This window comes from Candidatus Frackibacter sp. WG13 (genome assembly GCF_900114655.1).
Classification (GTDB): domain Bacteria; phylum Bacillota; class Halanaerobiia; order Halobacteroidales; family Acetohalobiaceae; genus Frackibacter.
The window spans coordinates 16787-40567 of record NZ_FOTT01000017.1 but is presented as its reverse complement, the minus strand read 5'-3'; the positions used below and the strand labels follow the sequence as shown (position 1 = coordinate 40567).

Annotated in this window: 25 protein-coding genes; 4 read left to right on the top strand and 21 right to left on the bottom strand. The window is 32.6% G+C overall.

Translation table 11 applies throughout. The features are described from left to right. Window positions 1-132: 132 nt before the first annotated feature. The 9 genes from BM077_RS09580 to BM077_RS09540 all read right to left on the bottom strand — a co-directional run bounded on the left by BM077_RS09580 (window position 133) and on the right by BM077_RS09540 (window position 9491). Entirely contained in the window at window positions 133-363 is a 231-nt protein-coding gene (locus tag BM077_RS09580) for a hypothetical protein (protein WP_089749737.1), read from the bottom strand. A 113-nt stretch (window positions 364-476) separates the two neighbouring features. Beyond that, window positions 477-1577: a GerAB/ArcD/ProY family transporter gene (locus tag BM077_RS09575; protein ID WP_089749739.1), complete on the bottom strand. Its 1101-nt coding sequence runs from the start codon at window positions 1575-1577 to the stop codon at window positions 477-479. Window positions 1578-1670: 93 nt separating this feature from the next. Continuing rightward, window positions 1671-3110 carry a TrkH family potassium uptake protein gene (locus tag BM077_RS09570; protein ID WP_089749741.1) on the bottom strand — a complete coding sequence of 480 codons (1440 nt, stop codon included), beginning with the start codon at window positions 3108-3110 and terminating at the stop codon, window positions 1671-1673. 12 nt (window positions 3111-3122) lie between these two features. Then, on the bottom strand, window positions 3123-4520 hold the full coding sequence (gene trkA, locus BM077_RS09565) for a Trk system potassium transporter TrkA (RefSeq protein WP_090095239.1): 1398 nt from the start codon (window positions 4518-4520) through the stop codon (window positions 3123-3125). Window positions 4521-4590: 70 nt separating this feature from the next. Next, complete coding sequence (locus BM077_RS09560) at window positions 4591-5043, bottom strand: type II toxin-antitoxin system RatA family toxin (protein WP_089749745.1); 453 nt, start codon at window positions 5041-5043, stop codon at window positions 4591-4593. 12 nt (window positions 5044-5055) lie between these two features. Then, entirely contained in the window at window positions 5056-6312 is a 1257-nt protein-coding gene (locus BM077_RS09555; protein WP_089749747.1) for an aspartate aminotransferase family protein, read from the bottom strand. A gap of 116 nt (window positions 6313-6428) precedes the next feature. Beyond that, a complete protein-coding gene (locus BM077_RS09550) occupies window positions 6429-8063 on the bottom strand; it encodes a bifunctional aspartate transaminase/aspartate 4-decarboxylase (RefSeq protein ID WP_090003517.1) in 1635 nt (544 codons plus the stop codon). 231 nt (window positions 8064-8294) lie between these two features. Then, on the bottom strand, window positions 8295-8726 hold the full coding sequence (locus tag BM077_RS09545; protein WP_089749751.1) for a threonine/serine exporter family protein: 432 nt from the start codon (window positions 8724-8726) through the stop codon (window positions 8295-8297). A gap of 15 nt (window positions 8727-8741) precedes the next feature. After that, entirely contained in the window at window positions 8742-9491 is a 750-nt protein-coding gene (locus BM077_RS09540) for a threonine/serine exporter family protein (protein ID WP_176941688.1), read from the bottom strand. Between the two features lie 120 nt (window positions 9492-9611). Between BM077_RS09540 and BM077_RS13755 the strand changes: the two genes are divergently transcribed. Continuing rightward, the gene (locus BM077_RS13755) at window positions 9612-9788 is read left to right on the top strand and encodes a hypothetical protein (RefSeq protein ID WP_177188346.1); all 177 of its coding nucleotides are present in this window, start codon (window positions 9612-9614) and stop codon (window positions 9786-9788) included. 37 nt (window positions 9789-9825) lie between these two features. Here BM077_RS13755 and BM077_RS09535 read toward each other — a convergent pair whose 3' ends face one another. From BM077_RS09535 to BM077_RS09510, 6 genes are all read right to left on the bottom strand, one after another. Continuing rightward, on the bottom strand, window positions 9826-10560 hold the full coding sequence (locus BM077_RS09535; RefSeq protein ID WP_089749754.1) for a DUF421 domain-containing protein: 735 nt from the start codon (window positions 10558-10560) through the stop codon (window positions 9826-9828). A gap of 300 nt (window positions 10561-10860) precedes the next feature. After that, window positions 10861-11436 carry a rubrerythrin gene (rbr, locus tag BM077_RS09530; RefSeq protein ID WP_089749756.1) on the bottom strand — a complete coding sequence of 192 codons (576 nt, stop codon included), beginning with the start codon at window positions 11434-11436 and terminating at the stop codon, window positions 10861-10863. 39 nt (window positions 11437-11475) lie between these two features. Continuing rightward, a complete protein-coding gene (locus BM077_RS09525; protein WP_089749757.1) occupies window positions 11476-11850 on the bottom strand; it encodes a desulfoferrodoxin in 375 nt (124 codons plus the stop codon). A 17-nt stretch (window positions 11851-11867) separates the two neighbouring features. Beyond that, window positions 11868-12029 carry a rubredoxin gene (gene rd, locus BM077_RS09520; RefSeq protein ID WP_089749759.1) on the bottom strand — a complete coding sequence of 54 codons (162 nt, stop codon included), beginning with the start codon at window positions 12027-12029 and terminating at the stop codon, window positions 11868-11870. Window positions 12030-12151: 122 nt separating this feature from the next. After that, window positions 12152-12724, bottom strand: coding sequence for a 2'-5' RNA ligase family protein (locus BM077_RS09515; protein WP_089749761.1), 573 nt, complete (start codon window positions 12722-12724; stop codon window positions 12152-12154). A gap of 15 nt (window positions 12725-12739) precedes the next feature. After that, entirely contained in the window at window positions 12740-13327 is a 588-nt protein-coding gene (locus tag BM077_RS09510; protein ID WP_089749763.1) for a flavodoxin family protein, read from the bottom strand. Window positions 13328-13573: 246 nt separating this feature from the next. On the opposite strand from BM077_RS09510, the gene BM077_RS09505 reads away from it, so the two are divergent. Both BM077_RS09505 and BM077_RS09500 read left to right on the top strand, forming a co-directional pair. Continuing rightward, complete coding sequence (locus BM077_RS09505; RefSeq protein ID WP_089749765.1) at window positions 13574-14497, top strand: ABC transporter ATP-binding protein; 924 nt, start codon at window positions 13574-13576, stop codon at window positions 14495-14497. Beyond that, a complete protein-coding gene (locus tag BM077_RS09500; protein WP_089749767.1) occupies window positions 14490-15254 on the top strand; it encodes an ABC transporter permease in 765 nt (254 codons plus the stop codon). The genes BM077_RS09505 and BM077_RS09500 overlap by 8 nt, the downstream gene beginning before the upstream one ends. Before the next feature lie 50 nt (window positions 15255-15304). Here BM077_RS09500 and BM077_RS09495 read toward each other — a convergent pair whose 3' ends face one another. From BM077_RS09495 to BM077_RS09475, 5 genes are all read right to left on the bottom strand, one after another. Next, complete coding sequence (locus BM077_RS09495) at window positions 15305-15688, bottom strand: carbonic anhydrase (protein WP_089749769.1); 384 nt, start codon at window positions 15686-15688, stop codon at window positions 15305-15307. Between the two features lie 94 nt (window positions 15689-15782). Then, complete coding sequence (locus BM077_RS09490; protein WP_176941690.1) at window positions 15783-17309, bottom strand: GAF domain-containing sensor histidine kinase; 1527 nt, start codon at window positions 17307-17309, stop codon at window positions 15783-15785. A gap of 105 nt (window positions 17310-17414) precedes the next feature. Next, entirely contained in the window at window positions 17415-18281 is an 867-nt protein-coding gene (locus BM077_RS09485; protein WP_089749773.1) for a hypothetical protein, read from the bottom strand. A gap of 209 nt (window positions 18282-18490) precedes the next feature. Next, complete coding sequence (locus BM077_RS09480; protein WP_089749776.1) at window positions 18491-18697, bottom strand: capping complex subunit for YIEGIA; 207 nt, start codon at window positions 18695-18697, stop codon at window positions 18491-18493. A 2-nt stretch (window positions 18698-18699) separates the two neighbouring features. Then, entirely contained in the window at window positions 18700-19611 is a 912-nt protein-coding gene (locus BM077_RS09475; RefSeq protein WP_089749778.1) for a YIEGIA family protein, read from the bottom strand. A gap of 210 nt (window positions 19612-19821) precedes the next feature. Here BM077_RS09475 and BM077_RS09470 point away from each other — a divergent pair, with 210 nt between their 5' ends. Then, complete coding sequence (locus BM077_RS09470; RefSeq protein WP_089749780.1) at window positions 19822-22680, top strand: cation-translocating P-type ATPase; 2859 nt, start codon at window positions 19822-19824, stop codon at window positions 22678-22680. A gap of 158 nt (window positions 22681-22838) precedes the next feature. Here BM077_RS09470 and BM077_RS09465 read toward each other — a convergent pair whose 3' ends face one another. Continuing rightward, window positions 22839-23747: a permease gene (locus tag BM077_RS09465; protein ID WP_089749782.1), complete on the bottom strand. Its 909-nt coding sequence runs from the start codon at window positions 23745-23747 to the stop codon at window positions 22839-22841. Window positions 23748-23781: the final 34 nt, after the last annotated feature.

Here is a 23781-nt window from a genome sequence, read left to right as displayed (position 1 = left end):
AAACTTCTATAAAATCAATCTTTTTCCTGCTTATTTTACAAAAAATATAATTTAGTCGAGAATGGATAGTTAAATAAAATTTATAATTACCTAATATAATAGAAAGACTCTACTAATAAATTTAGTAGAGTCTTAATTTAATACTATTTTTTCTTCGTTAATCGGTTCTTGAACTAAGTCTTGATAAATCTTATAGCTCATCTTAGCTAATTCATGTTTTTCGTTAGTTAATGCTTTGTAGTAGATTTCTTTTATTTTAAGCTCAATAAATAACTGACATCTCCGGTCATCGGCCTGATTATACAATTCCTTTAGCTCTTCAAGAATAGAGATTATTTCATTAAATATTCCTCGTTCCTTCACTCCTATACCACCTTTTCTCAATTATTTCATTTCACTACACATACATTATACCACATATTACATAATTTGTAAATGAAAAAATTCACATTATTTAAGTGCTAAATTACCATTCTTTAGATATTCCTCAATTTATAAATCCCAAATAGAACTGGGGGCAATATCAATAAATAAACTACTCCAAAATAATTGACTATATCACTAAATTTAAAGACTTGAATAATATTTTGTGGAATTAATCCTATAAAATAAGGTGGAATAATAGCTAACGGAATTAAAAACTTAGGTTCTCTAAAATTTAAAAAACTTGCTAAACCTAAACCGGCTCCCGCATAAACAATAATCATCGTTGTAGTGAAACCAGCAACTAGCCATCCCGCCAAAAAAGCAGCGATTATTCGTTCAAAGAATGGTAACTGAATCTCCCGAATTAATGTTAAGGTCGGGAAAACAAACATTTGTGTACCTTCTGCTCCAAAATGGGCTATAGATAGTAAAACAACTACAGAATAAGTTAAAATTATAAATATTAAAGCTAAAGTTACAACTTTAAAACTTTTAGCCTGCGTTTCTTTATTTAAATACGGAAAAATAATATAAAGTGATTCAATTCCTAAGAAGGCAAAAAATCCTGGTCCTAATAGTGCCTCTTTAAATAATCCTGTAATTGGTATATCAGTTAATACCGGCTGTAATTGACCATAATCTATATGTGGATTTGTCGTTACCGCTGCTAATAAGACCAAAAGAACTATGATTGCTACTGGAGTTAAGATTTGATTCAATCTAGCAATTGGCTCTATACCATGTCTAGCAATATATAACAACAAGCTTAGCATAGTAATATATACTACCTCAGTAGGAGTCTTATTAAGTAATAAAGGTTGAATTCCTAAAGAAAAAATTGGTAATATTGTGCTAGTCAATAATAAAAAATAGAATAGTAAGCCAAGAGATAATAACTTACCCAAGAACTTCCCCACAATCTTTTCGCTATATTCAATAAAGTTCTGTTTTGGAAATGCTTGGCCTAATTTAATTATAAAATAAGAATCTATAATAACAACTACACCACCGATTAATGGTAGAACCCAACCATTCTGCATTGCTGCTTTAGCAGCAGGTCTAGGTAAACTTACAACCCCTACTCCAATCACTACTCCTACAATGAGCATAAATAATTGATAGCTACTTATTTTATCATTAGGTTCTAGCATAACTCCTCCTATAATCTGACTTTTACTTATTATTTCCAAGTTTAAAAGTTCTATTCAGGAAGGAGATATTAGACTTTTTACTTAATAAACCCGTTATTTTCGCCAAAACCCTGATAACATAAAGACTAATACTGTATAAATTTCTAACCGTCCTAGTAACATACAAAACGACAACAGCAATTTACCTGTTATTGGTAAAGGTACATAAGTCTTTAAAGGCCCAATCAAGCCTAGTCCTGGTCCAATATTACCAAGAGTAGCTGCCACTGCCGAAATCGAACTAACTATATCTATACCAAATGAAGTCAAAGTAATAGCTGCTACTACAAAGACTATAATATATAGAAAGAAGAAACCTAAAATGCTAGTTGATACTTCCTCAGAAACGGCTCGATTTCCTATCTTTAAGGAAGTTACTGCCCGCGGATGAATTAATTTATATAGTTCTTGAAACCCTTTCTTCATTAAGGCATAGATTCTTATCACCTTAATACCACCTGCTGTTGACCCAGCCGAGCCACCAATGAACATTAATACTAATAAGATACCTCTTGAAAAAGGCGGCCAAATATCATAATTTACTGTAGCAAAACCGGCAGTACTAATAATAGACAGAGTCTGAAAAGCAGCATAACGTATTGACTCTACTATCGTCTTATAAACCTGCAATCGTAAATTAATAGTGATTAAAATAATTGCTGTTGTTACCAAGAAGACATAGAATCTAAATTCTTTATTATTAAATAAAGCCTTAATATTTCCTCTCAAAACCTGATAATGAAGTGTAAAGTTAGTTCCTGCTAAGAACATAAAGAAGACCATAATACCATCAATAATCAAGCTATCATAAGCCCTAACACTCAAAGTTCGAGATGAGAAACCACCGGTTGAAACTGTACCAAAGGAATGAATAACTGCTTCAAATAAAGGTACATCATTTACAAACAGGAGAATAATTTGTGATACTGTTAGTAATAAATAGATCACCCATAAAGTCTTAGCGGTCTCCTTGATTCGAGGTCTTAGTCGATCATGAACTGGTCCTGGTACTTCAGCCTTAAATAACTGCATAGACCCAGCTAATTCTGGTAAAATAGCAATTGACATTACAATAATCCCCATTCCACCTAACCAATGACTGAGACTCCGCCAAAATAGGATGCTATGTGATAAGCTCTCTAAAGACATGATTACCGTGGCTCCAGTGGTAGTAAAACCACTTACACTTTCGAAAAAAGCATCAATAAAATTATCAAAAACTCCAGATAGCATAAAAGGAATTGATCCAAAGATTGAGATTAAGATCCAACCTAAAGTTACAATTGCAAATCCTTCACGGTGTCTAATCTCTTGTTGCGAAAAAGAAAAACGTTGCATTATCTTGCCTATACTCACAGTCAAGCCCATAGAAACTAAGAAGGATACGGCGTCCATTTCACGATAATATAAAGCTACTAATAAAGGTAAGAACATAGACAGACCAACAAATATCAGTAATTTCCCTAACATATTAAAGACAATCTTAAGTCTCATCTAATTCGCTCCTTAATAATTACCAAACAGATCTCGTTGTAGATCGCTCTTAGCTGATAGAGTAAAGATTAATAATTGATCATCTTCTTTAAATTCTAAATCCCCATCTGGAATAATTAATTCTTTGCCACGAATCACTATACCGATAATTAAATCAGAAGAGTTATTTAAGTCTTTTATTTCCATTCCTTTTCTAGCAAACTTTTTCGGTACATCTACGCGTACTAGACGCATCTGACCATTTAAGATGCTTTCAGATTCTACTTGTCCCTGATGTAAAAAGTCTAAAATTCTTTCTAGAACTAAGACCTGAGGACTAAGAATTGTATCGACATTAACAATTTCACTAAAATAACTATATTCTAAGCTATTAACGATAGCAATAACCTTCTTACTACCTAATTTTTTTGCTGCTAAGCCACTTAAAAGATTGGCTTCATCTTTATCCCCAGCTGCTACAAAGATATCGGCTTGGTCTATTCCTTCTTCTTTTAATAAATCTATATTAGTCGGCTTACCATGTAGGATTAAGATATCTGAAAGATCTTCTACCAACTCTTCACACCTAGCTTCATCTTCTTCAATTAGACTTAAAATAGCTTGATTCCGCTTAAAAACTTTTGCTAACTGATAATTAATATTACTTCCGCCAGCTAAGACTATCTTCTCTTTATTATTCTGTGATTTACTAAGTAACTGACCTAACTTAGCTCTAAATACTTTTTTACCCAAGATATAAACTGTATCTCCTGGGTAAATTTTATGCTCGCCATGGGGAATGAATAAACGATTTCTTCTTAAAAGAGAGATGATTATTGTTTGTGGTGGAAGGTCTATCTGAGCTATATGATTGAAAGCGAAAGGACTACGATGAGAAATCATCACTTCTGAAAGTTGAACTCTTCCGTCAACAAAGCTTTCAATCTCTGTCTTCATGGTTGGTCTAATTAAATCTTTAATCTGCTCTACTACTATTTGACAAGGATTAACTATTAAATCAATCCCTAAATTTTCACTAAATACAGAGTTGCTCTTATTTAAAGCATGATAGTCATTAATCTTGGCTACAATCTCATCCACTCCTAATTTATTGGCATAAATAGAAGTTAAAATATTCTTTTCATCATTATTAGATACTGCTATCATTAACTTAGTTTTAGATATCCCAGCTTGTTTAAGGGTCGCTATATCTACTCCACTGCCTGCTAAAGCCATTACATCTACTTTTTCTTGAGCTTGCCTTAACACTCTATCATCTTCATCAATAATTACTACATCGCGGCCTAACTTCGTTAATTGATCTGCTAGTTGCAACCCAATTTGATTACCACCATAAATAATTGCTTGATAGGCCGGTGATGAGGTTAAATTATCTTTAATTTTTTTAAACTTTGATACCATAGAACTCATATTACCTGCTCCTTTAAATTTATCCTACTAACAATCTATGTAATAAAGAAGCAAATAATAACCAAAATATTTAGCTAACCGCTATCTCTCCCTTTTCCATCTTATCTTTCATAGCTTCTAACATTGATTTACTGTTAGCTTCTACTTTCTTTTTCAAAATAGGATTTAATATGGGTGCTAACATAGGGATACCAAATTCAAAATCAACAGTTAAAGTTACTTTCGTCTTTTTAGCTTCCTTTACAAATCTCCATTCACCAGTGAACTTTTTAAGATCTCCTTCAATCTGTTCATAATGAATTTTTTTCTTTTGCTGATTAAATGTATCTCTTTCTTTCCATGCTAATTTTCTTCCATCAATATCAGTTACCCAAGCAGTGATTGTTTGGTTATTTTCTCTCTTAATCACATCTACACTAACTACATCCTTCATAAATTGTGGGTAACTTTCCATATCCTTAGCTAATTCATAAATCTCATCTGGATCTCCATTGATTATAATCGAACTTTCTACATAAGGCATCTTTATATCCTCCTAACTTATACTTGCTTCCATAGAGTTGAGATTAGCTACCGCTGCTAAAGCATCGTCAAAGATATCTATTACTTCTCTTATGTCAGATTCACTAATAATGAGTGGTGGTTCAACCCTAATTACTTTTGGTTGGTTTAAGGTGTATGCAGCTAAAAGGCGTCGATTCGTTAATTCAGAAATTAACATGCCACCCAAACCTTCATTCATTAACTCTATACCGATCATTAAGCCCTTCCCTCTGACTTCTTTAATTAGTTCTGGATATTTATCTCTTAACTCTTTAAGCTTACCAATCAGTAATTCACCAACCTCTTTAGCTCTAGATGCTAAATTATCACGTTGTAGAATTTCTAATGCTTTCTTACCAGCAACCGCTGCTAAAGGATTGCCACCAAAAGTAGATGTATGTACTAATGGTGATTCAATAAATGGCTCCCAAATATGTGGTCTTGCAATTAAAGCTCCTACCGGCATTACTCCCCCACCTAATGACTTAGCTAAAGTCATTATATCAGGCACTACCTCTTCTGCTTCTACTGCAAAGTTAGTTCCGGTTCTTCCTAGTCCGGTTTGAACCTCATCAACGATCATAACAATATCTTTTTGATTACAGATTTCTCTAACTCCTTTTAAGTATCCGGATGGAGGTAGAACGATTCCTCCTTCCCCTTGTAAAGGTTCCAAAATTATTGCCGCCGTTCGAGGAGTAATTGCTTTAAGAAAAGATTTCAAATCGCCAAAAGGAATATGTTTAAATTCTGGTATTAATGGACCGAATGGTTCTTTATACTGTTCTCTCCCAGTAGCACTTAAAGCCCCCATACTCTTACCATGAAAAGAATTAACTGTTGAAATTATCTCATTCTCTCCAGTATATAACCTTGCTAATTTTAATGCTCCTTCTACTGCTTCTGTACCACTATTACATACGAATGAATATTGCAGGTCACCTGGTGTTACTTCAGTTAATTCAGATGCAAAATCAGCTAACTGATGATTAAAGAGAATCTTACTAGAAAGTGACATCCTATCTAGTTGATCTTTAACCACATCTACTATCTCCCTTGGGCTATGACCAAAGTTAAGGCTTCCATAACCACCTAAACAATCAATATACTCGCGCCCTTTCGCATCTTTAATCCTCATTCCCTCAGCTCTGACTTCAATACTATCTAATCCCATAAATCTAAAGAGTCTAGCTAATGCTGGATTGATACTTTCCTCATAAAGCTTAATAGTCTCTTCTGCTTGGTTCATAATTTTCCCCTCCCTCATCTTAACTTAGCCTTGACCTAAACTTTTAACTCCCCGCATTACTATTATCTTAATTTTATGTAAATATTATACTTATGATACGTTTTTATTGCATATAACTATTCATTTCCTTGATAATAATCATAATACTCATCTAAGACTTCAATTATCGCTTGACCAATGATTAAGTAGTCTTGATCATTTAAATTGGCTAATGAAACACGCAATGTCCACTCAGGGCCTGAAAATCCTGCTCCTGGTAAACATAAAATTGCTTTTTCTGCTGCTAATTTAATAAGAAAGTCAAGAGCTAAAAAGTTTTCTGTTAAGTAATTAGCAAATTCTTCATTATATCGTTCTTTAGCTAATATAGCGATATTAATTAAAGCATAATAATGAGTCTTATTAGAGCCTTTTAAATAAGAATAATCTTCGGGAAAACTAGCATACAAATTTTTGATACGTCGCTCTAATGTCTCAGTAACTAAACTCTTATATACTCTCTCTTTATCGATTAAATTAAATAATGAGAAGATACACATAATAGCTTGTTGTGGTCCAGAGAGTCCTCCGGTATGAGCAAGGGCTACTTCACGACTATCCATCTCTAATCGATCTATGAACTTTATCTTTTCTGGTTCAGGAGTGATGATGCCATAGCGTTCGTTTAACTCTTCTTTTACATCATTAGGTAGTTCACTGATTAAACGATCAATTACATTATCTTTATTAAGCATAATTACCCCCAAACGCCACCCTGTTACTCCAAAATACTTCGAATAAGAGTATATACATAATGTATTTTCAGGGATAGCATCAATTAATGAATAAAAATTATCGACAAAAGTAGCATAAACTGTGTCAGTTAAGATAATTAAGTCTTGTCTTTGATCTCTAACTAACTTTGCAATCTTTTCAATAGTATTACTAGATATAGCTACTGAAGTGGGGTTAGTAGGATTGACTAAATATAGCACTTTAATCCTTTCGTCTTCTAATTTTTTAAGCTCTTCACTCGGAATCTGCCATTCTAATGCTTCAGACTGCTTAATTTCGATATTGACTAGGTCGTAATCGTTTAAACTAGGGATCTCTAAGTAAGGAGCAAAGATAGGGGTAACAGTAGCAATTCGATCATCTGCTTTAAGAAGATGATTTCTTCTTAATGACTTAAAGGAGTAGACCATTGCCTCGGTTGCTCCTTCAGTTGCAAAAATATCGAATTTATCTTTTGATTTATCATCTGCTATAAGGATATCATCAAGATAGGTTCTTACTATTTCACCTGTATTAGGATAGATTCTGGGTGGGTCTGGATAAAAATCACCTAAAGCAGCATCGACTAATTCAAAAACAAATTCATCTACATCTAACCCAATCTCTTCTTCTGCATAATCAATCGCTTCCTTTAAAAAGAAAGTTTCTTTACTTCGATCAGCAGCCAGATAAGCTTTAAATTTTCTAGCGATATCCCTTCTTTCTGGTCTCCAGCCTAAATCTTGACCATTAGCTGCCAATTCAGTAGCAAATAACATAAGTTTGGCAAAAGCTTTTCGTCCTATTATATTAAGAAAGTTTGGATTTCCTCGCCCAGCATTTAAGACTCTACAATCTTTACCTTGTGCCTTCAATCTTTCACAGCCATCTTGTGCTATCTTCCTTAAGATATTTGTCACCTCAAAAGGACTTAAATTCATATATCTTATTTCATCTTCATAAGTTAGCCCTGAAGCTAAGACATCTTTAGTTTCCATTATTATGCCTCCTAATTATATAGAATTAGATTTATTATTTCTCTTTTAGTTATTTATGCAAACTTTAGAATTATGCGAAAACCTCAATTCTGAAGCTATTTTTACTTTTAAATCAATCTTATTATACCCATAAAGAATAAAAAAATAATAGCTCTCATATCTCTGAAAGAATAATCAAAGAGATATGAGAGCTATTAAAAAATAAACGAGCATATTAAATTTAATTACTTATTATTGCAAATTTGATTCATTTGTTCTTAATCTAGCTAAGACACCTACAAAGATTATTCCAGCAGAAATTGCACCTGCAATTAATAGAGTCTCAATTCCAGTTTCTATGACTGCTTGGTAATCTTTTTTGACTAAATTTAACATAGTAAAATAAGCCTGACTACCGGGAACTAGGGGAATGATTCCAGCTACTATAAATAAAGTAGCTGGTTCTTTTAATAATCTAGCACTAATTTCAGCAACAGTGGTAATAACCACTACTCCTAAAAAACTAGCAAAGATTTGATTATTTGTATAGTTTAATGCTAAGTTATAACCGCCCCAGCCTAATAATCCTGCTAGGCCACTATTAAATAGAGTCCGTTTAGGCAATTTAAAGATAACCCCAAAACAGATTGTAGCTAAAAATACTGCTAAACTATCAAGTATCATCTATTCTCACCTCATTTAAATTAAAATTGTTACTCCTAAGATTGAAGCTACGCCTAAGGCAATTGCTAAAGCTGTAAGTAAAGCATTCATTCCTCTAACAATTCCTGATAAAGAATCTCCAGCAATGATATCACGGGCAGCATTAGTAACTGCTACTCCTGGTACTAATAGAATAACAATTCCTAAGATAATAGAATTAGCATCTAGCTCTGGAAATAAAAATTTAGTACTAACACCTACTACCGCTGCTATAATACCACCTACAACTTCGGCCATAAATTTATTAATATTGCTATGTCGCATCCAAAACTGTAGCAATAAAGCTCCTAAAAATGTAGGAAGTAACTCCCACCCTACACCAGCTACTATGTAAGCGAAAGTTAGACTACCAATGCCTCCAGCTAAATAAAATGTAAGACTTGAATAACTACTTTTAGTTTCATTAATTGCTTCTAATTTCAACCAAGCCTGATCTAAGTTAATTTTTTTAGCTGTAATCTGTCTTGAAAGATCATTTATTAAAGATACTTTTTGTAAATTTGTAGTCTGATACTTAATCCGTTTGATTCTTGTCCAAGAGTTACCCTCTTTATCTTCCAAAGAGATGAAGATTCCAGTGGGCAAGGCAAAAACTTCGGTTTTAACAAATTCATATGCCTCACCTATCTTTCTAACTGTTTCCTCAACCCGATAGGTTTCAGCTCCATTCTTTAATAATATTTCTCCAATCAAAGTAACTAAAAGCAAAATCTTCTGTTGGGCCATTTGATTACTTCCTCCTTTCTTAATTATGTCATTAAAACCAGCAATCATTATATCACATAATAGTAGAATTATAAACCAAATAAAAGGTTATACTATGAAAAATGTAAGGAGGGAAGTAAAATGGTTGATAAAAAAGTAAATCATGACCCAGAACGCGAAATGGGTTCACCACCGCCACAGAGTATGCCTGCTTTATTTGGATGGATGACAATTGATTATCAAAGTGAAAGGGCTAAAGAATTAGTAGAAATCAGCAAATCTCTATCTCCTGCTAAAGGTAAAGATACAGATTCATAAAAATGAATTAATACTAAGGGTCAATTGACCCTTAGTATTAATTCATTTCTTCACTAATATCAACCTTATCTTTACCTAACTCATCATCATAAAGGTCAATGTACAGTTTTTGCTTACTAGGGTCATAGGAAGCCATGAATACATCTTGAATATCATCAACTCCGTGGCTTTGTAACTGTTCTTTTATCCAAACGCGATTTAAGTTATGTTGTTTAAGGTTAGGAGTTAATAATTTTCCTTCAATAATAATTGTCGCCGGAATCGCTTCGGGAGCAAAACTCAGTCCCATATCTTGGGGAGTAAGAGATCTATATTCTGGCTTAGGCATTACACTTAAGCTGCCATCGGTTTCTAGAATAGCATATTCAACTTGGTCTACATCAAAAAGATTATTTTTTCGTAATTGAGCAGCTAGTTCTTTTAAGTTAAAACGTGCTTTTTTCATATTATCCTCTAATATTTTACCATTATGAACTAAGACTAATGGTTCACCTTCAATCACCTTACGAGCTTTACGACTTTTAATCGTAATCCATTCCATCAGGAAGGTTAATAAAGCAAAAAGAAATAGACCGATTAAATGCTGCCAAGTACGTTGGGATAAATCTGTAGCTAAGACTGCTGCAATAGACCCAAACGTAATACCATTAACATAATCGTGAAAACTTAATTGGGCAATCTGCTGTTTACCTAAGAGTCTAGTGAAGAATAGGATAGAAAAGAAGGCCAAAAATGTCTGAATAGTTACTTCAATAACTGCAGTTATAGTCATGGTCCCTCTCATTTCAATCTTCTTTAGCTGTATGATTATTCTTCGCTAAAAAAGTAAATACTATTATTAAAGGAGATGAAAAGATATGAGTCTATCCTTGCAAAGTATCTTAACTATCTTATTTATAGTTATTGGCTTTGTCATTCTGTATATTTTATCTAAAAAAGAATTAATCTAAGAACTCTGCTTTATTAAAACTAACTCGTTGTGTTGGGTAACATAAAAAGTTAATAGGAGACTCCATATATAGAAAGCCTCCTATTAACAAAGATTATTCAATTATCCTTAATATAGACTTAATTAATAATTTTCGTCTCGTAATTGAAAATATTTCTTAGGATGAGCACAAGCTGGACACTTATCAACAGCTTCTTTACCCTCATAAACATAACCGCAGTTGCCACATTTCCATGTTACCTCTTCTTCTCGTTCAAATACTTTACCTTCTTTGATATTATTAAGTAAAGTTAAGAATCTTTCTTCATGGGCTTCCTCTGCTTGAGCAATACTTCTAAATACCTCAGCAACCTCTTCAAAACCTTCATCTTCAGCTACTTCAGCAAATTCAGGATACATTTCAGTATATTCATGGTTTTCTCCACCAGCAGATGCTTCTAAGTTCTCTGCTGTAGTACCGATTACTCCTGCTGGAAAAGAAGCAGTTACTTCTACCTCGCCACCTTCTAAAAACTTAAATAGTCTTTTAGCATGTTCTTTTTCGTTTCTAGCAGTTTCTTTGAAGATATCAGCAATCTGTACATAGCCCTCTTTTTTAGCTTTAGAAGCAAAATAATCATATCTATTTCTAGCTTGAGACTCACCAGCAAAAGCTTTTAATAAGTTCTTTTCAGTTTCTGTTCCTTTTAATTTTGACATAAATATCACCTCTTAAAATTTATTTTAAACTCAATAATATTATACTTTCCAAAGACCATGCACGTTACAAAACTCTCTAACCTCTACTACTTCCGACTTATCAATATTAAATTTGGCTATCGGTTTCTGACCTGCTTCCAATTCTGTTCTCAACACTTTATCTTCAGTCAGTACTTCAATAAACCTAATTAAATGGTCCTCTTCCATTGGATGCAATGTGCTTCCTACTGTAACCTCAATGCCACTATTAACTTCTTTAACAATAGGAACATGTTTTTCATTAGCAGCATCTTCTGTTTGAGCCTCTAATTTCTCCATATCTTGTCCACAACAGACTAAGGCTGGTGCTCCTGCCTGTAATAATTCTACTACATTACCACAAACATTACATTTGAAAATTTCTCTTATTTGCATATGTGACCGCCTCCTTTTTACTCTTCTTTATCAAATTGATCCTTACCAACATGACAAAGCGGACAAACCCAATCCTCAGGTAAATCTTCAAAAGCTGTTCCTGGTTCTACTCCTGCGTCTGCATCACCCTCTGCAGGGTCATAGACATAATCACAAACTACACAACGATACTTATCCATAATTATTTACCTCCTTGAATTTTAGGATATGTAATCAATAACCACTCTCATCTAATAGTAACAATTACTATTAGTATTATATCTAAACATAATATCTTTGTCAAGCCTTTGAGTAAATCTGCTTAAGATAGTTCAAAAGAAGCAACTTGTTTTTTATTAGGATCAAGTACTGGACGCCAAATTTCTACTGCTTTAACTGAAGTACATAAAGAATATTCTTTACCCTCAAGTAAGTAACAAAGCTTATCAAAATCAACATTAGGAATAGAAGTCTCTACAAAATGGTTACTAACAAGAGTTATGTGAAAATTCCACTGATTATATTTGTCAATAGTAGAAATCCCATTTTTACCTAATCTATCATGAATTTTATTACTTAACTTCTTTAATCCTTCTGTTTTATCAACTTGCAATGTTAAGGAATTATTACTTAATTGAAAACATTTAAAATCAGTAACTTTAACTTGAATTTTCTTAGCATCATCAACTACTTTCTCTAAAACCTTCTTCGCTTCAATAAAAGAATCTTTTTTGATCCTATCTATTGTTATATGAAGCTCAGGATATTCCTCCCTTTTATATAAATTATAATGTTCTGCTATAGCTTTTTGAATTTCTAAGACTGGCTTTAAATCACTATAATTAAAAGTTAAGACTACAAAATATTCTTCTTCTAAATTAGCAGACTTAATCATATCCCCACCCCTAAACTAATTAAAATCACAAACTAATTCCTTACCTATTCCATAGGCTTCTTCTAAAACATGACTTCTTTCCTTTATAGGCACTTCATCACTATTAGAAATCAATAATTCCCCTCTCCACTCAGTATTAGTTACTTTAAAGAACATATCAATTACTTTATAAATCCCTTTAAACTGCCCTTCATAAGCAGGAGCTCCTCCAGAACCCAAAAGAAAACCAAACCTTTTCTTATCTCTATCAATAATAGATCCTTTAGCCCTATACTTACTACTCCAAATTGCCTGACATCTATCAATCATTGTCTTTAACTGAGCCGAAACTCCATTAAAAAATACTGGCGTAGAAATTAATATAATATCCGCTTGATCAAAATCTTGATATAATTCTTCCATATCATCATTAAAGATACATTCTCCACTCTCCTCACAATTATAACAGCCCTGACATGGACTAATATCCATCTTAGTCGGTGAAATAATCTTGATATCAGGTTCTTTACTAGTATCTTTAATACCTTCTACTACTTTATCTAGCATTAAATTGCTATTACTTTTAACTCTTGGACTCCCTTTAATTCCTAACACTCTAATCATTTTTCCCACCTGCTTCCCTAAGAAAGTTTCTAAGCTTCAGTTCTAAAATTACTAATATTAGTAATGATTACTAACTATATTGTAACAAATAATATTAATTAATTCAAACTATATATTCTATTGAAAATATACTATTTTATATTAATTCTTCTTTATATGCTTTACTAATAATAAAACGTTTGATTATTAATAGCAAAAGTACTATAATAAACCTTAGACAAATTAAATTCAGGAAAGGAGTTACATATGACAACTGCCATCAAAATAAAAGATATTAACAAAAGTTATGGAAATTTACAAGCATTATCAAATGTAAACTTAGAAATTAAAAAAGGAGAGTTCTTTGGTTTATTAGGACCAAATGGCGCTGGAAAGAGTACTTTAATTAAGATTATGGCTGGTTTAGCTCACAAAGATTCTGGTTCAATAACTGTCTTAGGTAACGATGTAGTGAAAGAACCTAAATTGACAAAAAAAGCTTTAGGTATAGTTCCACAAGAAGTCGTTATTGATCCTTACTTTAATCCAAAGGAAGCTTTAAGATTACAATCAGGCTACTTTGGCATTAATAATAATGAAGAAAAGATCGATGAATTATTAACTGCTCTTGACCTACAAGATAAAGCCGAAGCTTACTCTAGAAATTTATCCGGTGGGATGAAGCGTAGGTTATTGATTGCTAAAGCATTAGTACACGACCCCGAAATAATAGTTTTGGATGAACCAACAGCAGGAGTTGATGTAGAGTTAAGAAATAGCCTTTGGGATTATATTAGAAAGTTAAATCGAGAAGGAAAGACTATTATATTAACTACTCACTACCTTGAGGAGGCTGAAACACTCTGTGACCGAATAGCTATTATGGATAAAGGAGAAATCATTACTATCGATACTAAAGAAAATTTAGTAAACTCTATCGATAAAAAGATAGTAGAGTTAAATTTAACGCAAGATATAGATGAACTACCAACTTTCTTTAATAAATACCCATATGAATTTAATAAAGAAAGAAAAGAGATAAACATTGAGCTTACTAAAGATAATCTGATTAAGTTCATAAATGAAGTATACCAATCTGAACTTGTAATTGAGGATATAGATATTGCTAGTGCGAAATTAGAAGATGTCTTCTTAAGGTTGACTAATTTAGGAGGAGATAAAGATGAATAATTACACTTCATTTTTTGCTTTAGTTAAAAAAGAGGTATTACGATTTATTAAAGTCTCTATTCAAACTATCTTTGCTCCTTTAATCTCTACTTCTCTTTACTTAATTATATTTTCTTATTCATTTAAGAGCAAAGAGATTGCTGGCTATGGAGTCCCTTATATTCAATTTATTATTCCGGGACTAGTAATTATGGGGATTATTCAAAACTCTTTTGCCAATACTTCTTCTTCATTAATAATTTCAAAATATCAAGGTACTATTGTTGATCTATTATTGGCTCCTCTTTCACATATGGAATTAAGTTTAGGTATGATGATCGGTGGAATAGCTAGAGGCTTAGCCGTAGGAACTTCTATTTACCTAGTCTCTATCTTATTCGCTAGTGGGCAGATAGCTAATCCTTTATTGCTACTATTTACAGCGACTTTAGTAGCTGGAATCTTTTCACTTCTAGGACTAATCGCTGGTCTGTGGGCAGAAAAGTTTGACCATGTCTCTATCTTTTCTAACTTCTTTATTACACCTTTGACATTTTTAAGCGGAGTCTTTTATTCGGTCAAGTCACTCCCAGGTATTTGGAGTCAGGTATCATTATTTAATCCGGTTTTCTATATGGTTGATATAGTAAGGTATGCCTTTGTTAATCACTCTGATATTAACCCATTCTTTTCTTTAGGGGTTATTAGTTCCTTATTTATAATCTTATTTGGCTTAACTACTTATCTATTTAAGATTGGCTATAAAATTAAAGATTAAGTAGAAAAACAAAGGTCAAGCTACTTTTAAAAGAGTAGCTTGACCTATATTTATGCTATCGGCTCAACTTCCCATTCTTGATTAACCCATAATCCTATAACCTTCACTCCAAAATCCCAATCTTTAACTTTTACAATGGAAGCTTTGATATGTTCTATCTGTTCTTCTTTTTCTGCTAGGTTCCCAGCACAATCGTAGTGCCCTACTATTGCTATTGTCTCTGAACCATGGCCATTAACTGAAATATCAACTCTTTCTTTAATCGATTTTATTCTATCCGTATCTTCATCTTGGGCTAGAATTAAATTAGGTCCTGGCTCTGTAATTGTATCTACATACTTACTATTAAATTTCTTTTTTAACCATTGAATCACTGGTTCTTGTACTCTTCCATCCATACAATTGATTGTTGTTACAAATTCTGTAGTATTCATAACGACAAATCCTCCCTATATTTTAATTAATTGATATTATATATTATATATTATATTACATTTAAATTCAACATAATTTAATTTCTAATTTTTATTAATCATAAATATCTGAAAACTCTATTTCAACTCTATCAAGACTATCTTCATAATTATAATATTGATCGCTTTCTTCTGCCGAAAGAGTTCTATTTGAAAGTTTAATAGTAAATTCACTACCTTTATTAACCTCACTATTAAGACTAATTTGACCATCGTGTAATTCAACAAGTGATTTTACGATAGATAATCCTATCCCTGTCCCCTCAACATTTCTAGAAAAGGTCTCATCTATTTGTCTAAATTCTTCAAAGATTACTTGTTGCTTATCTTCTTTCATTCCAATACCGGTATCCTTTACAGAAATAATTACATTATCGCCTTCCTCACCAAGAGAAGTCGAAACCGTTATTGTATCACCTTGATCTGTAAATTTCACCGCGTTTGAGAGAAGATTTAATAAAATTCGTTCGATCTTAATTGGATCACAAGCTATAATCTTTTCTTCTATATCTAAATTAACTTTTAACACTTTTCCATTACTTTCGATATAGTCTTTGACTGAATCACTTACTCTTTTAACTACATTAATAATATTAATATTCTGTAATTTAAGGTTGAAAGCACCTATATCAATCTTAGTTATATCTAAAATATTATTTGCTAACCTTAAAAGCCGATTAGCATTCTGTTTAATTGTCTTTGTATACTTAGTTAAATTATCTTGATGCTCTTGGTTTAAATTCTTCTCTTGATACAGATTTAACATTTGAAGAGAAGAAAAAATTAGGTTTAATGGTGTCTTTAATTCATGGGACATATTAGCAAAAAATTTAGTCTTTAATTTATTATACTCTAATTCTTCTTTTTTGCGCTCTAGTTTCTTTTCGTTTCTTTTTCGCTTTAAGAACTCTTGATTTTGCTTAACTAAAGCTGTTTTCAATTCTTTCTGGCTTTTTCGTAGATCATTCTCATACTGCCTTCTTTGATAGATAATCCCTAAAATATTGCCAACCGCTTCAAGATTCTTAATTTTATTAGGATTTAAAAGCCCTTCTTGTTTATCATTTAATTGAAGCGTGCCGATAGTTTCATTTTCTGTACGAATAGGTACTATAGCAATTGTTTTATAGCCTTCATTAGCACAATGTGCCCTTGCCGAAGATGGTAAATCGTCTTTAAATTTAGCTACGAGTTCTGAAGTGCTATTTGTGAAGAAGCTGCCGTGCTCATTATAAAAAGGCAAAGATGGATTAGTCTCTTCATTTAATACAGCACCACATAAACAAGCTAATTTTATATCATTATTACAATCTCTTATGACTCCTCTCGACTGGTCACTCACAAATAAGCTATTCTCTTTTTCAATGAAGGAATTAGAAAAACCTAAATGATAATGATAAGGGAAGTTCTCTCCTTGCTTAAATCGAATACCAACTGCTCCGAATCCAGTATGCTCTTTTACTAAATTAATCATTCTTTCTAAGATATCTTCATCTTCATCAATATTAAGCAAAGATAATAGCTCAATAACTAACTTATTATAAATATCTCTTTCAAGACCGCTTTCTTTAAAATTCTCCATATGGAACATCCCTTTCATACATATTCATTTGTCATTTAATCTAATATTTCGATATATATCCTATAAATCCCTCCATATTAACAATGATTTATATTCTTTTTCGCATCAACTACATAAATCATTATTTTGATTAATATTTAACCTAGTTAAATGTATACCAATAGAAATAGTTTCAACGATAAGTTCACACCAATTATAAAAATCTTGCTTTTTGAACGAATGTCCTAGCCAATCATCTGAGTGCATTCCTCTATTAATTAAGTATTCTTCACTCCCCTCCACATAAACGTATAGAGCATCATACAGTTTTTCAATATAATCAGACGTTTTATCGGGTAATACACCATTATTCCTTAATCTATAAAGAATACCTCCTTCACCCTTAATTGGTGGTATCTTATAGTTACCATTCTTCCACTTCTCAAAAAAGTCTAAATCATCGCAAAAATAAAGTGGTAAGATAAGGTCTTTCAAGAAATTTATCAAAACCTGACATGCTTGTTTGTAATATAGTTGAGTTGTTAGTTCTATAGAACATTTAAGATCAGATTCTGCTTCAAGAATATGTGTTATTGAAAAGAAGGCATCTTCTGATAATACCACTCCCATTACTCCATCCCAAGCTATAATATATTTTGCTGCCCAACCAAATATGGGGTCTTCTGAAAATTTAATAATTTCAGACTTATCTTCTGCTCCCCCTGAGAATAAAATATTATTCTGTTTAGCTACTTCCTTTAACTTTTTACTCCTATCTAAAAGTCTTTTTGTACCACGGTCATAAACTTTCTTGCCATAACTCATCTGATTTGCACTAATCTCTACTTGATTATCGATAATTATTGATTCATTCTTATCATGTAATCTGTAAAGAAACCTTAGTAGATCAGTACTATCATTCCACTCCTTAATAGGTTCTTTAGAAAAATCAAGATATTTATATAACACCTTAATCGGAATAACCTCTCCCATTTACCTTAACCTCCCTTTTTTATTATAATTTGTTTTATTATTTCGCTTTTAGTTCAAATTATGTTTATTCAGTTATAATGTTATACGCTTTTAACCTTTACAATAAATAAAAGCAAAGATTAGCCAAATAGCCACCTTTGCTCTTAAGACAATAATCTATTGAGTATTATTCTTTATAACGGTGCTAATTACCTTTAAAGCACACTTGATTAAACGCGTATAACCATGTAGTCACCACATTTAAGTTTGACCGTATCAGCCTTAAGTGCTTTAGCTATGTCCTGAGCTATTATTCTCTGCTCTTCTTCATTTTTAGCTAACAATGCTTGGGCTTTCCCACCTAAAACTCTTTTGGAATTCATTGTTATATAGGCTAAAATTTCATAATCTGGTTTCATAGTTGCCTCTCTACCCAATTTTATTCCCTCCCTATTAGATTAGTTTCCATTACACTATGACTCTTTTTAACATTCTCCAATAATGGCGTTTTCTTAATTGCCTCAATAAAAGCATCCGTATCTTTTATTATAGGAACAAGAGTAATAACTACTCTTCCTTGCTTATAATCCTTTCTGGTGAAACTATAACGTTTTACTCCCATAGCCCTAGTAGTTTCAAAGAGAGCTGCTTGTCGTTGCCCAAAATTATCAAGAGTTATTCTAAAATGTTCTTCCCGAGGATAAATAATAGCTGCTATACCTTCTTCTTGATACATCTTACTTGCATTTTCACTACCTAATAGATTGCTTACATAGATATCATTAACATATAGTTCTGAACCTTTAACTTGAACTTCAGCCATCTCAACATCAGCTATATCTCCAATTGTTTTCCCTTTTGAAAACCTTTTTAGTAAATATGTACTTATAGCACCTGCAATAACACCACTTACTACATTTACCCATATGATTTTATAATTAAGTAGTTGAATAGTTAAAGCAGTTAGAAATGAAACAACTAATGCAAAGTAATTTCTTGATTCAAACGTCTTAGCTATTCCATCAATATAAGCGTTTCCTCTGTAGGTATACTCTGTATTTTCTAAATCCTTAAGACTATCTCTTTCCATTTTTCTGATATCCCTAAACTGTTGGATAGCTAGAGAAAGAAATGTAACCGCCACAAAATTTTTAGTTAATAAAGCAGGAATTGCTACTGCCCCTAAGAAAGCCGCTATAATTGCAGTAACTATATGAATCAAATACCCATTAGGATAACTTGGATACTGCCGATAATCTTGTTTAAGAACAAGTAAACGAGCCGATGTACCTGTAATTACTGCAGTTGTTATCAATACTATATTTTGTTGTGATAAAAACTCTGTATTCATATTATTAATGCTCCTTAAAGTTACTTTTCTTATTATGATTTGATAACATCAATTTACATATTCATCTACAGTAATTAATTTATTAACTTTTTACATTAAAATCATCTGACTATCCATTTAATTATATAAAATTAACTTAAGTAAAAAGTATAAATAATAATAGAACATGACAAAATAAAATTAGTCATTGCAAATAGGAGGTGTGAGAAAATTAATTTTTATCAACAACAGATTAAAGATGTATTTAAAGAACTTAGTACTAGTCAGAAAGGTATTTCTGAAAAGGAGGCTAAAAAGAGATTAAAAAAATACGGTGAGAATAAGCTAGAAGTCTCTCAAGGTACACCAAAATGGCTCTTGTTCTTATTACAGTTTAAAGATGTATTAACTATAATGTTAGTAGTAGCTGCTGGAATGTCTTTGCTAATCCAGAATTATCGTGATGCTATTGTAATGTTAGCAATAGTTGTTATTAATGTAGTAATTGGATTCTTTCAAGAGTTTAAAGCTGAAAAGATAATGTCTTCTCTAAAAAAGTTAATCCAATCTCCTGCTAAAGTTTATAGAGATGGAGGGCTCAAAGAAATAGAGCAAAAAAACCTAGTCCCTGGTGACGTAATTAGTCTAGAGGAAGGAGATAAAGTCCCTGCGGATATAAGAATAATAGAATCTAATAATCTTAGGACTAATGAAGTAGCATTAACAGGAGAATCAATGCCGCAAGAAAAGCAAAGTAATCCAATTAATGAAGAAAGTCCTCTTGGCGATCGTAGTAGTATGGCTTATATGGGCACTAATGTTGCATCTGGATCAGCTAAAGGTGTAGTCGTATCTACAGGTACAGAGACTGAAATGGGTAAGATTGCTTCTTTGACACAGGAAGAAGAGAAATCTGAATCACCTTTACAGGAAGAGTTAAGAGTAGTTGCTAATCAATTAGCAATCCTTGCTGTTATAATAGGTATCTTACTATTTGGAGTCAGTATTTATCGAGGGCTTAATCTGTATTATGCCCTGATTTATGGTCTAGGTATAACCGTTGCTATTGTTCCCCAAGCATTACCGATGCAGGTTACCGTTTCTCTCTCTCAAGGAGTAGCTAGGATGTCTGAAAAAAATGCCATAGTTAAGAAACTTTCTTCTGTTGAAACACTTGGGTCTACAAATGTAATATCTACAGATAAGACCGGTACTCTGACTAAAAATGAAATGACCGTTAAGACTGTCTGGTTCAATGATCAAGAATATAAAATTACTGGACTTGGCTATGAACCAGAAGGCGACATACTACATCAAGATGACACTCCGGTTGATGAAGAAGAAAAAGAAGAATTAGAAAGCATGTTTGATGCTGCAACTATGTCTTCCAATGCCGAAGTTCATCCTCCCGATGATGATCATGCCGGCTGGTACCCTATCGGAGACCCTACTGAAGCAGCTTTAATAACTTTATCTACTAAACTAGGCATCCGATCTCCTAAAGAGGACGAAGAAAACCCTGAAATTCATGAATTTAGCTTTGATTCGGAACGTAAGAGAATGAGTTCTATAAGAGAGTTTGAAGATAGTAAAGTTCTAACTATGAAGGGAGCTTTAAATAGTGTACTTTCAATAGCAAAATATATCTATAAGAACGGTGAAAAAGTAGAGATCACTGAGCAGGATAAAAAGAAATTAAATGATATAAATGAAAAGTATTCAAATCAAGCTCTGCGAGTTTTAGCCGTTGCCCATCGTGAGCTTGGACCTGATGAGACTGATTATGAGATAGATAAGATCGAACGAGATGTTGTCTTCTTAGGATTAGTAGCTATGATTGATCCGCCTAAGGAAGGAGTAAAAGAAGCTATTGCCGATGCTCATCAAGCCCATATCGACACCTATATCATGACCGGTGACCATGCTATAACAGCTAAAGCCATAGCAGAAGAAATTAATCTAGGCGGTGATAAAGAAGCACCAGTAATCACCAATCAAAAATTAGAAGAATTGTCTGATGAAAAATTAAAAGAAAAAATGAAAGAGAATAGATCTTTAGTCTTTTCTCGTGTTTCTCCAGAAAATAAATTAAGAATTGTACAAAATCTAAAGGAAGAAGATAAGATTGTAGCAGTAACAGGAGATGGTGTCAATGATGCGCCAGCACTAAAGAGTGCTCATATCGGTGTTGCTATGGGACAGATGGGAACTGATGTATCGAAAGAAACAGCAGAAATGATTTTGCTAGATGATAGTTATCCGACTCTAGTTCATGCTATTAAAGAAGGTCGAACCATCTATAATAATCTTAAAAAGACAGTACTTGGAACTTTAACCAGTAATGCCGCTGAACTATTAATTGTACTATTAGGCTTAATTGGAGCAGTTTTATTAAATTGGCCAATACCGATACTAGCTATTCAAATACTTGCTATTGACTTATTAGCAGAGATTCTCCCCTTAACAGCATTAACCTTTGATCCTGGTTCTGAGGAATTAATGACTACTCCTCCCCGAGACCGAGATGAGCATATTATTAATCAAAGTAGTGCTATTGAAGTAAGTTTTTTAGGTATTATGATGGGAGGATTAGCTTTTATAAATTATGCTCTTTTTGTCAGTAATATTGGAGGAGTATTCACTAATAATCATGCCTTATATCCTCGGGCTACCACTATAACCTATTTAACTATTGTTATTTGTCAGTTATTGAATATACTTTCACGACGTTATAAGTTTACCAGCCTTTTTAATAAAAACTTTTTTAATAATAAGAAGATGCTCTATTCAATTGTTATTTCCATTGGGTTAGTATTATCCGTTGTTTATGTCCCAGGCCTTAACTCTTATATGGATTTTGCTCCACTGCCGGCAGTGGATTGGCTGAGGATACTAATAGCTGGTGGAATCTTTTTGCTATCTTTTGAAGGAATAAAGTGGTATAAAAGAAAGAGGGCTTTTGGCGAAAAAAGATCAACTAATAAAAAAGGAATTGAAAATTTAAAACCACAAGTTAATTTAGAAACAAGTGAAGAATTAGTTCCTAAGAAAGATGATATAAAAGAAGAAACAACTGAGGATGAATCTTGATTTAAAAGTCAATTAAAGCCCCTCAATCTAGCTTTAACACAAGATTGAGGGGTAAATCAATTACCATTAAACTTGTAGCGCAACCTCTACATTGAATTATCAATTAAACAGGGAAAGAATAAGAGATAAATCATAGGTTGAAATTTTAATATAAATATCTACACAACTGCATTGATAATTAATCCCCCAATAAGAATCGCAATAAAGAGATAGACAACCTTCCTTTTCAATGAAGTGCTACCTTCCATATTCATATCATTAGATTCGCTACTGTGCATTTCTACATATCCTTTTTTAAGATAGATTAACCAGCCTGCAAGAAGAACAAACAATATGTTAAAATAGAAGGTATAATCAATTTTAAATCGTGCTACTTCATTTATAACTTTGCTACTTTCCGGCAATATACCAATTGCACCAAAAAGCCCATTTAAAATAAGCGCTGTGAGTACAATGCTTATATACATAATAACAGCAATATATAGAGCCACTTTTTTACCATAATATTTGGAATTGACTGCTACAAGTGGTGGAACCATCAAGTCAGAGTAAATAAACCCCATGATTCCGGCGAATAAAACACCATTTGTATTAAGAACAGTAGCTAATGGAATATTACCCATAGAACCTATGAAAGTTAGTGCTGCCACCAAAGGGGCAACCATAGCATTTTCAAGAGCAACAAACCAATCAGGTAATGACTTTGAAATTTCAATAAGAAATATTCTGTTCCAGAATTCGGTCGGTACAAATACTGCAATAAAACCTGCAATTGTAAAACCAATCAGAATTTCTTCCCAGACCATCTTCCACTCATTTACAAAACTATTACCGACCATTCTCCATCCTTTTTTACTCTTAATTCTTTTTTTCCAGTCAAAATCTTCTTCAATTTCAGGACCTTCTTTCTTTACTTTTTCTCGTGCTTCCTTTAACCATTTATCAGGATAACTTACCTTAATTAAAATACTACTGATAGTTACCAAAACAAGACCACCAATAATTTCTGCAAATAAAAATTGCCACCGTAAAAAGATTAGTATAAGAGTACCAATTAAAATATGCACTCATTCCCGGGAATCAATAAAACTACTGGTTTAA

Bases quoted from the DNA above. Each gene is read 5' to 3' on its own strand.
- BM077_RS09575 (WP_089749739.1), bottom strand. From the start codon at position 1,577: ATGCTAGAACCTAATGATAAAATAAGTAGCTATCAATTATTTATGCTC.
- BM077_RS09570 (WP_089749741.1), bottom strand. From the start codon at position 3,110: ATGAGACTTAAGATTGTCTTTAATATGTTAGGGAAATTACTGATATTT.
- trkA (WP_090095239.1), bottom strand. From the start codon at position 4,520: ATGAGTTCTATGGTATCAAAGTTTAAAAAAATTAAAGATAATTTAACC.
- BM077_RS09560 (WP_089749745.1), bottom strand. From the start codon at position 5,043: ATGCCTTATGTAGAAAGTTCGATTATAATCAATGGAGATCCAGATGAG.
- BM077_RS09555 (WP_089749747.1), bottom strand. From the start codon at position 6,312: ATGAACCAAGCAGAAGAGACTATTAAGCTTTATGAGGAAAGTATCAAT.
- BM077_RS09550 (WP_090003517.1), bottom strand. From the start codon at position 8,063: ATGGAAACTAAAGATGTCTTAGCTTCAGGGCTAACTTATGAAGATGAA.
- BM077_RS09545 (WP_089749751.1), bottom strand. From the start codon at position 8,726: ATGATACTTGATAGTTTAGCAGTATTTTTAGCTACAATCTGTTTTGGG.
- BM077_RS09540 (WP_176941688.1), bottom strand. From the start codon at position 9,491: ATGGCCCAACAGAAGATTTTGCTTTTAGTTACTTTGATTGGAGAAATA.
- BM077_RS13755 (WP_177188346.1), top strand. From the start codon at position 9,612: ATGGTTGATAAAAAAGTAAATCATGACCCAGAACGCGAAATGGGTTCA.
- BM077_RS09535 (WP_089749754.1), bottom strand. From the start codon at position 10,560: ATGACTATAACTGCAGTTATTGAAGTAACTATTCAGACATTTTTGGCC.
- rbr (WP_089749756.1), bottom strand. From the start codon at position 11,436: ATGTCAAAATTAAAAGGAACAGAAACTGAAAAGAACTTATTAAAAGCT.
- BM077_RS09525 (WP_089749757.1), bottom strand. From the start codon at position 11,850: ATGCAAATAAGAGAAATTTTCAAATGTAATGTTTGTGGTAATGTAGTA.
- rd (WP_089749759.1), bottom strand. From the start codon at position 12,029: ATGGATAAGTATCGTTGTGTAGTTTGTGATTATGTCTATGACCCTGCA.
- BM077_RS09515 (WP_089749761.1), bottom strand. From the start codon at position 12,724: ATGATTAAGTCTGCTAATTTAGAAGAAGAATATTTTGTAGTCTTAACT.
- BM077_RS09510 (WP_089749763.1), bottom strand. From the start codon at position 13,327: ATGATTAGAGTGTTAGGAATTAAAGGGAGTCCAAGAGTTAAAAGTAAT.
- BM077_RS09505 (WP_089749765.1), top strand. From the start codon at position 13,574: ATGACAACTGCCATCAAAATAAAAGATATTAACAAAAGTTATGGAAAT.
- BM077_RS09500 (WP_089749767.1), top strand. From the start codon at position 14,490: ATGAATAATTACACTTCATTTTTTGCTTTAGTTAAAAAAGAGGTATTA.
- BM077_RS09495 (WP_089749769.1), bottom strand. From the start codon at position 15,688: ATGAATACTACAGAATTTGTAACAACAATCAATTGTATGGATGGAAGA.
- BM077_RS09490 (WP_176941690.1), bottom strand. From the start codon at position 17,309: ATGGAGAATTTTAAAGAAAGCGGTCTTGAAAGAGATATTTATAATAAG.
- BM077_RS09485 (WP_089749773.1), bottom strand. From the start codon at position 18,281: ATGGGAGAGGTTATTCCGATTAAGGTGTTATATAAATATCTTGATTTT.
- BM077_RS09475 (WP_089749778.1), bottom strand. From the start codon at position 19,611: ATGAATACAGAGTTTTTATCACAACAAAATATAGTATTGATAACAACT.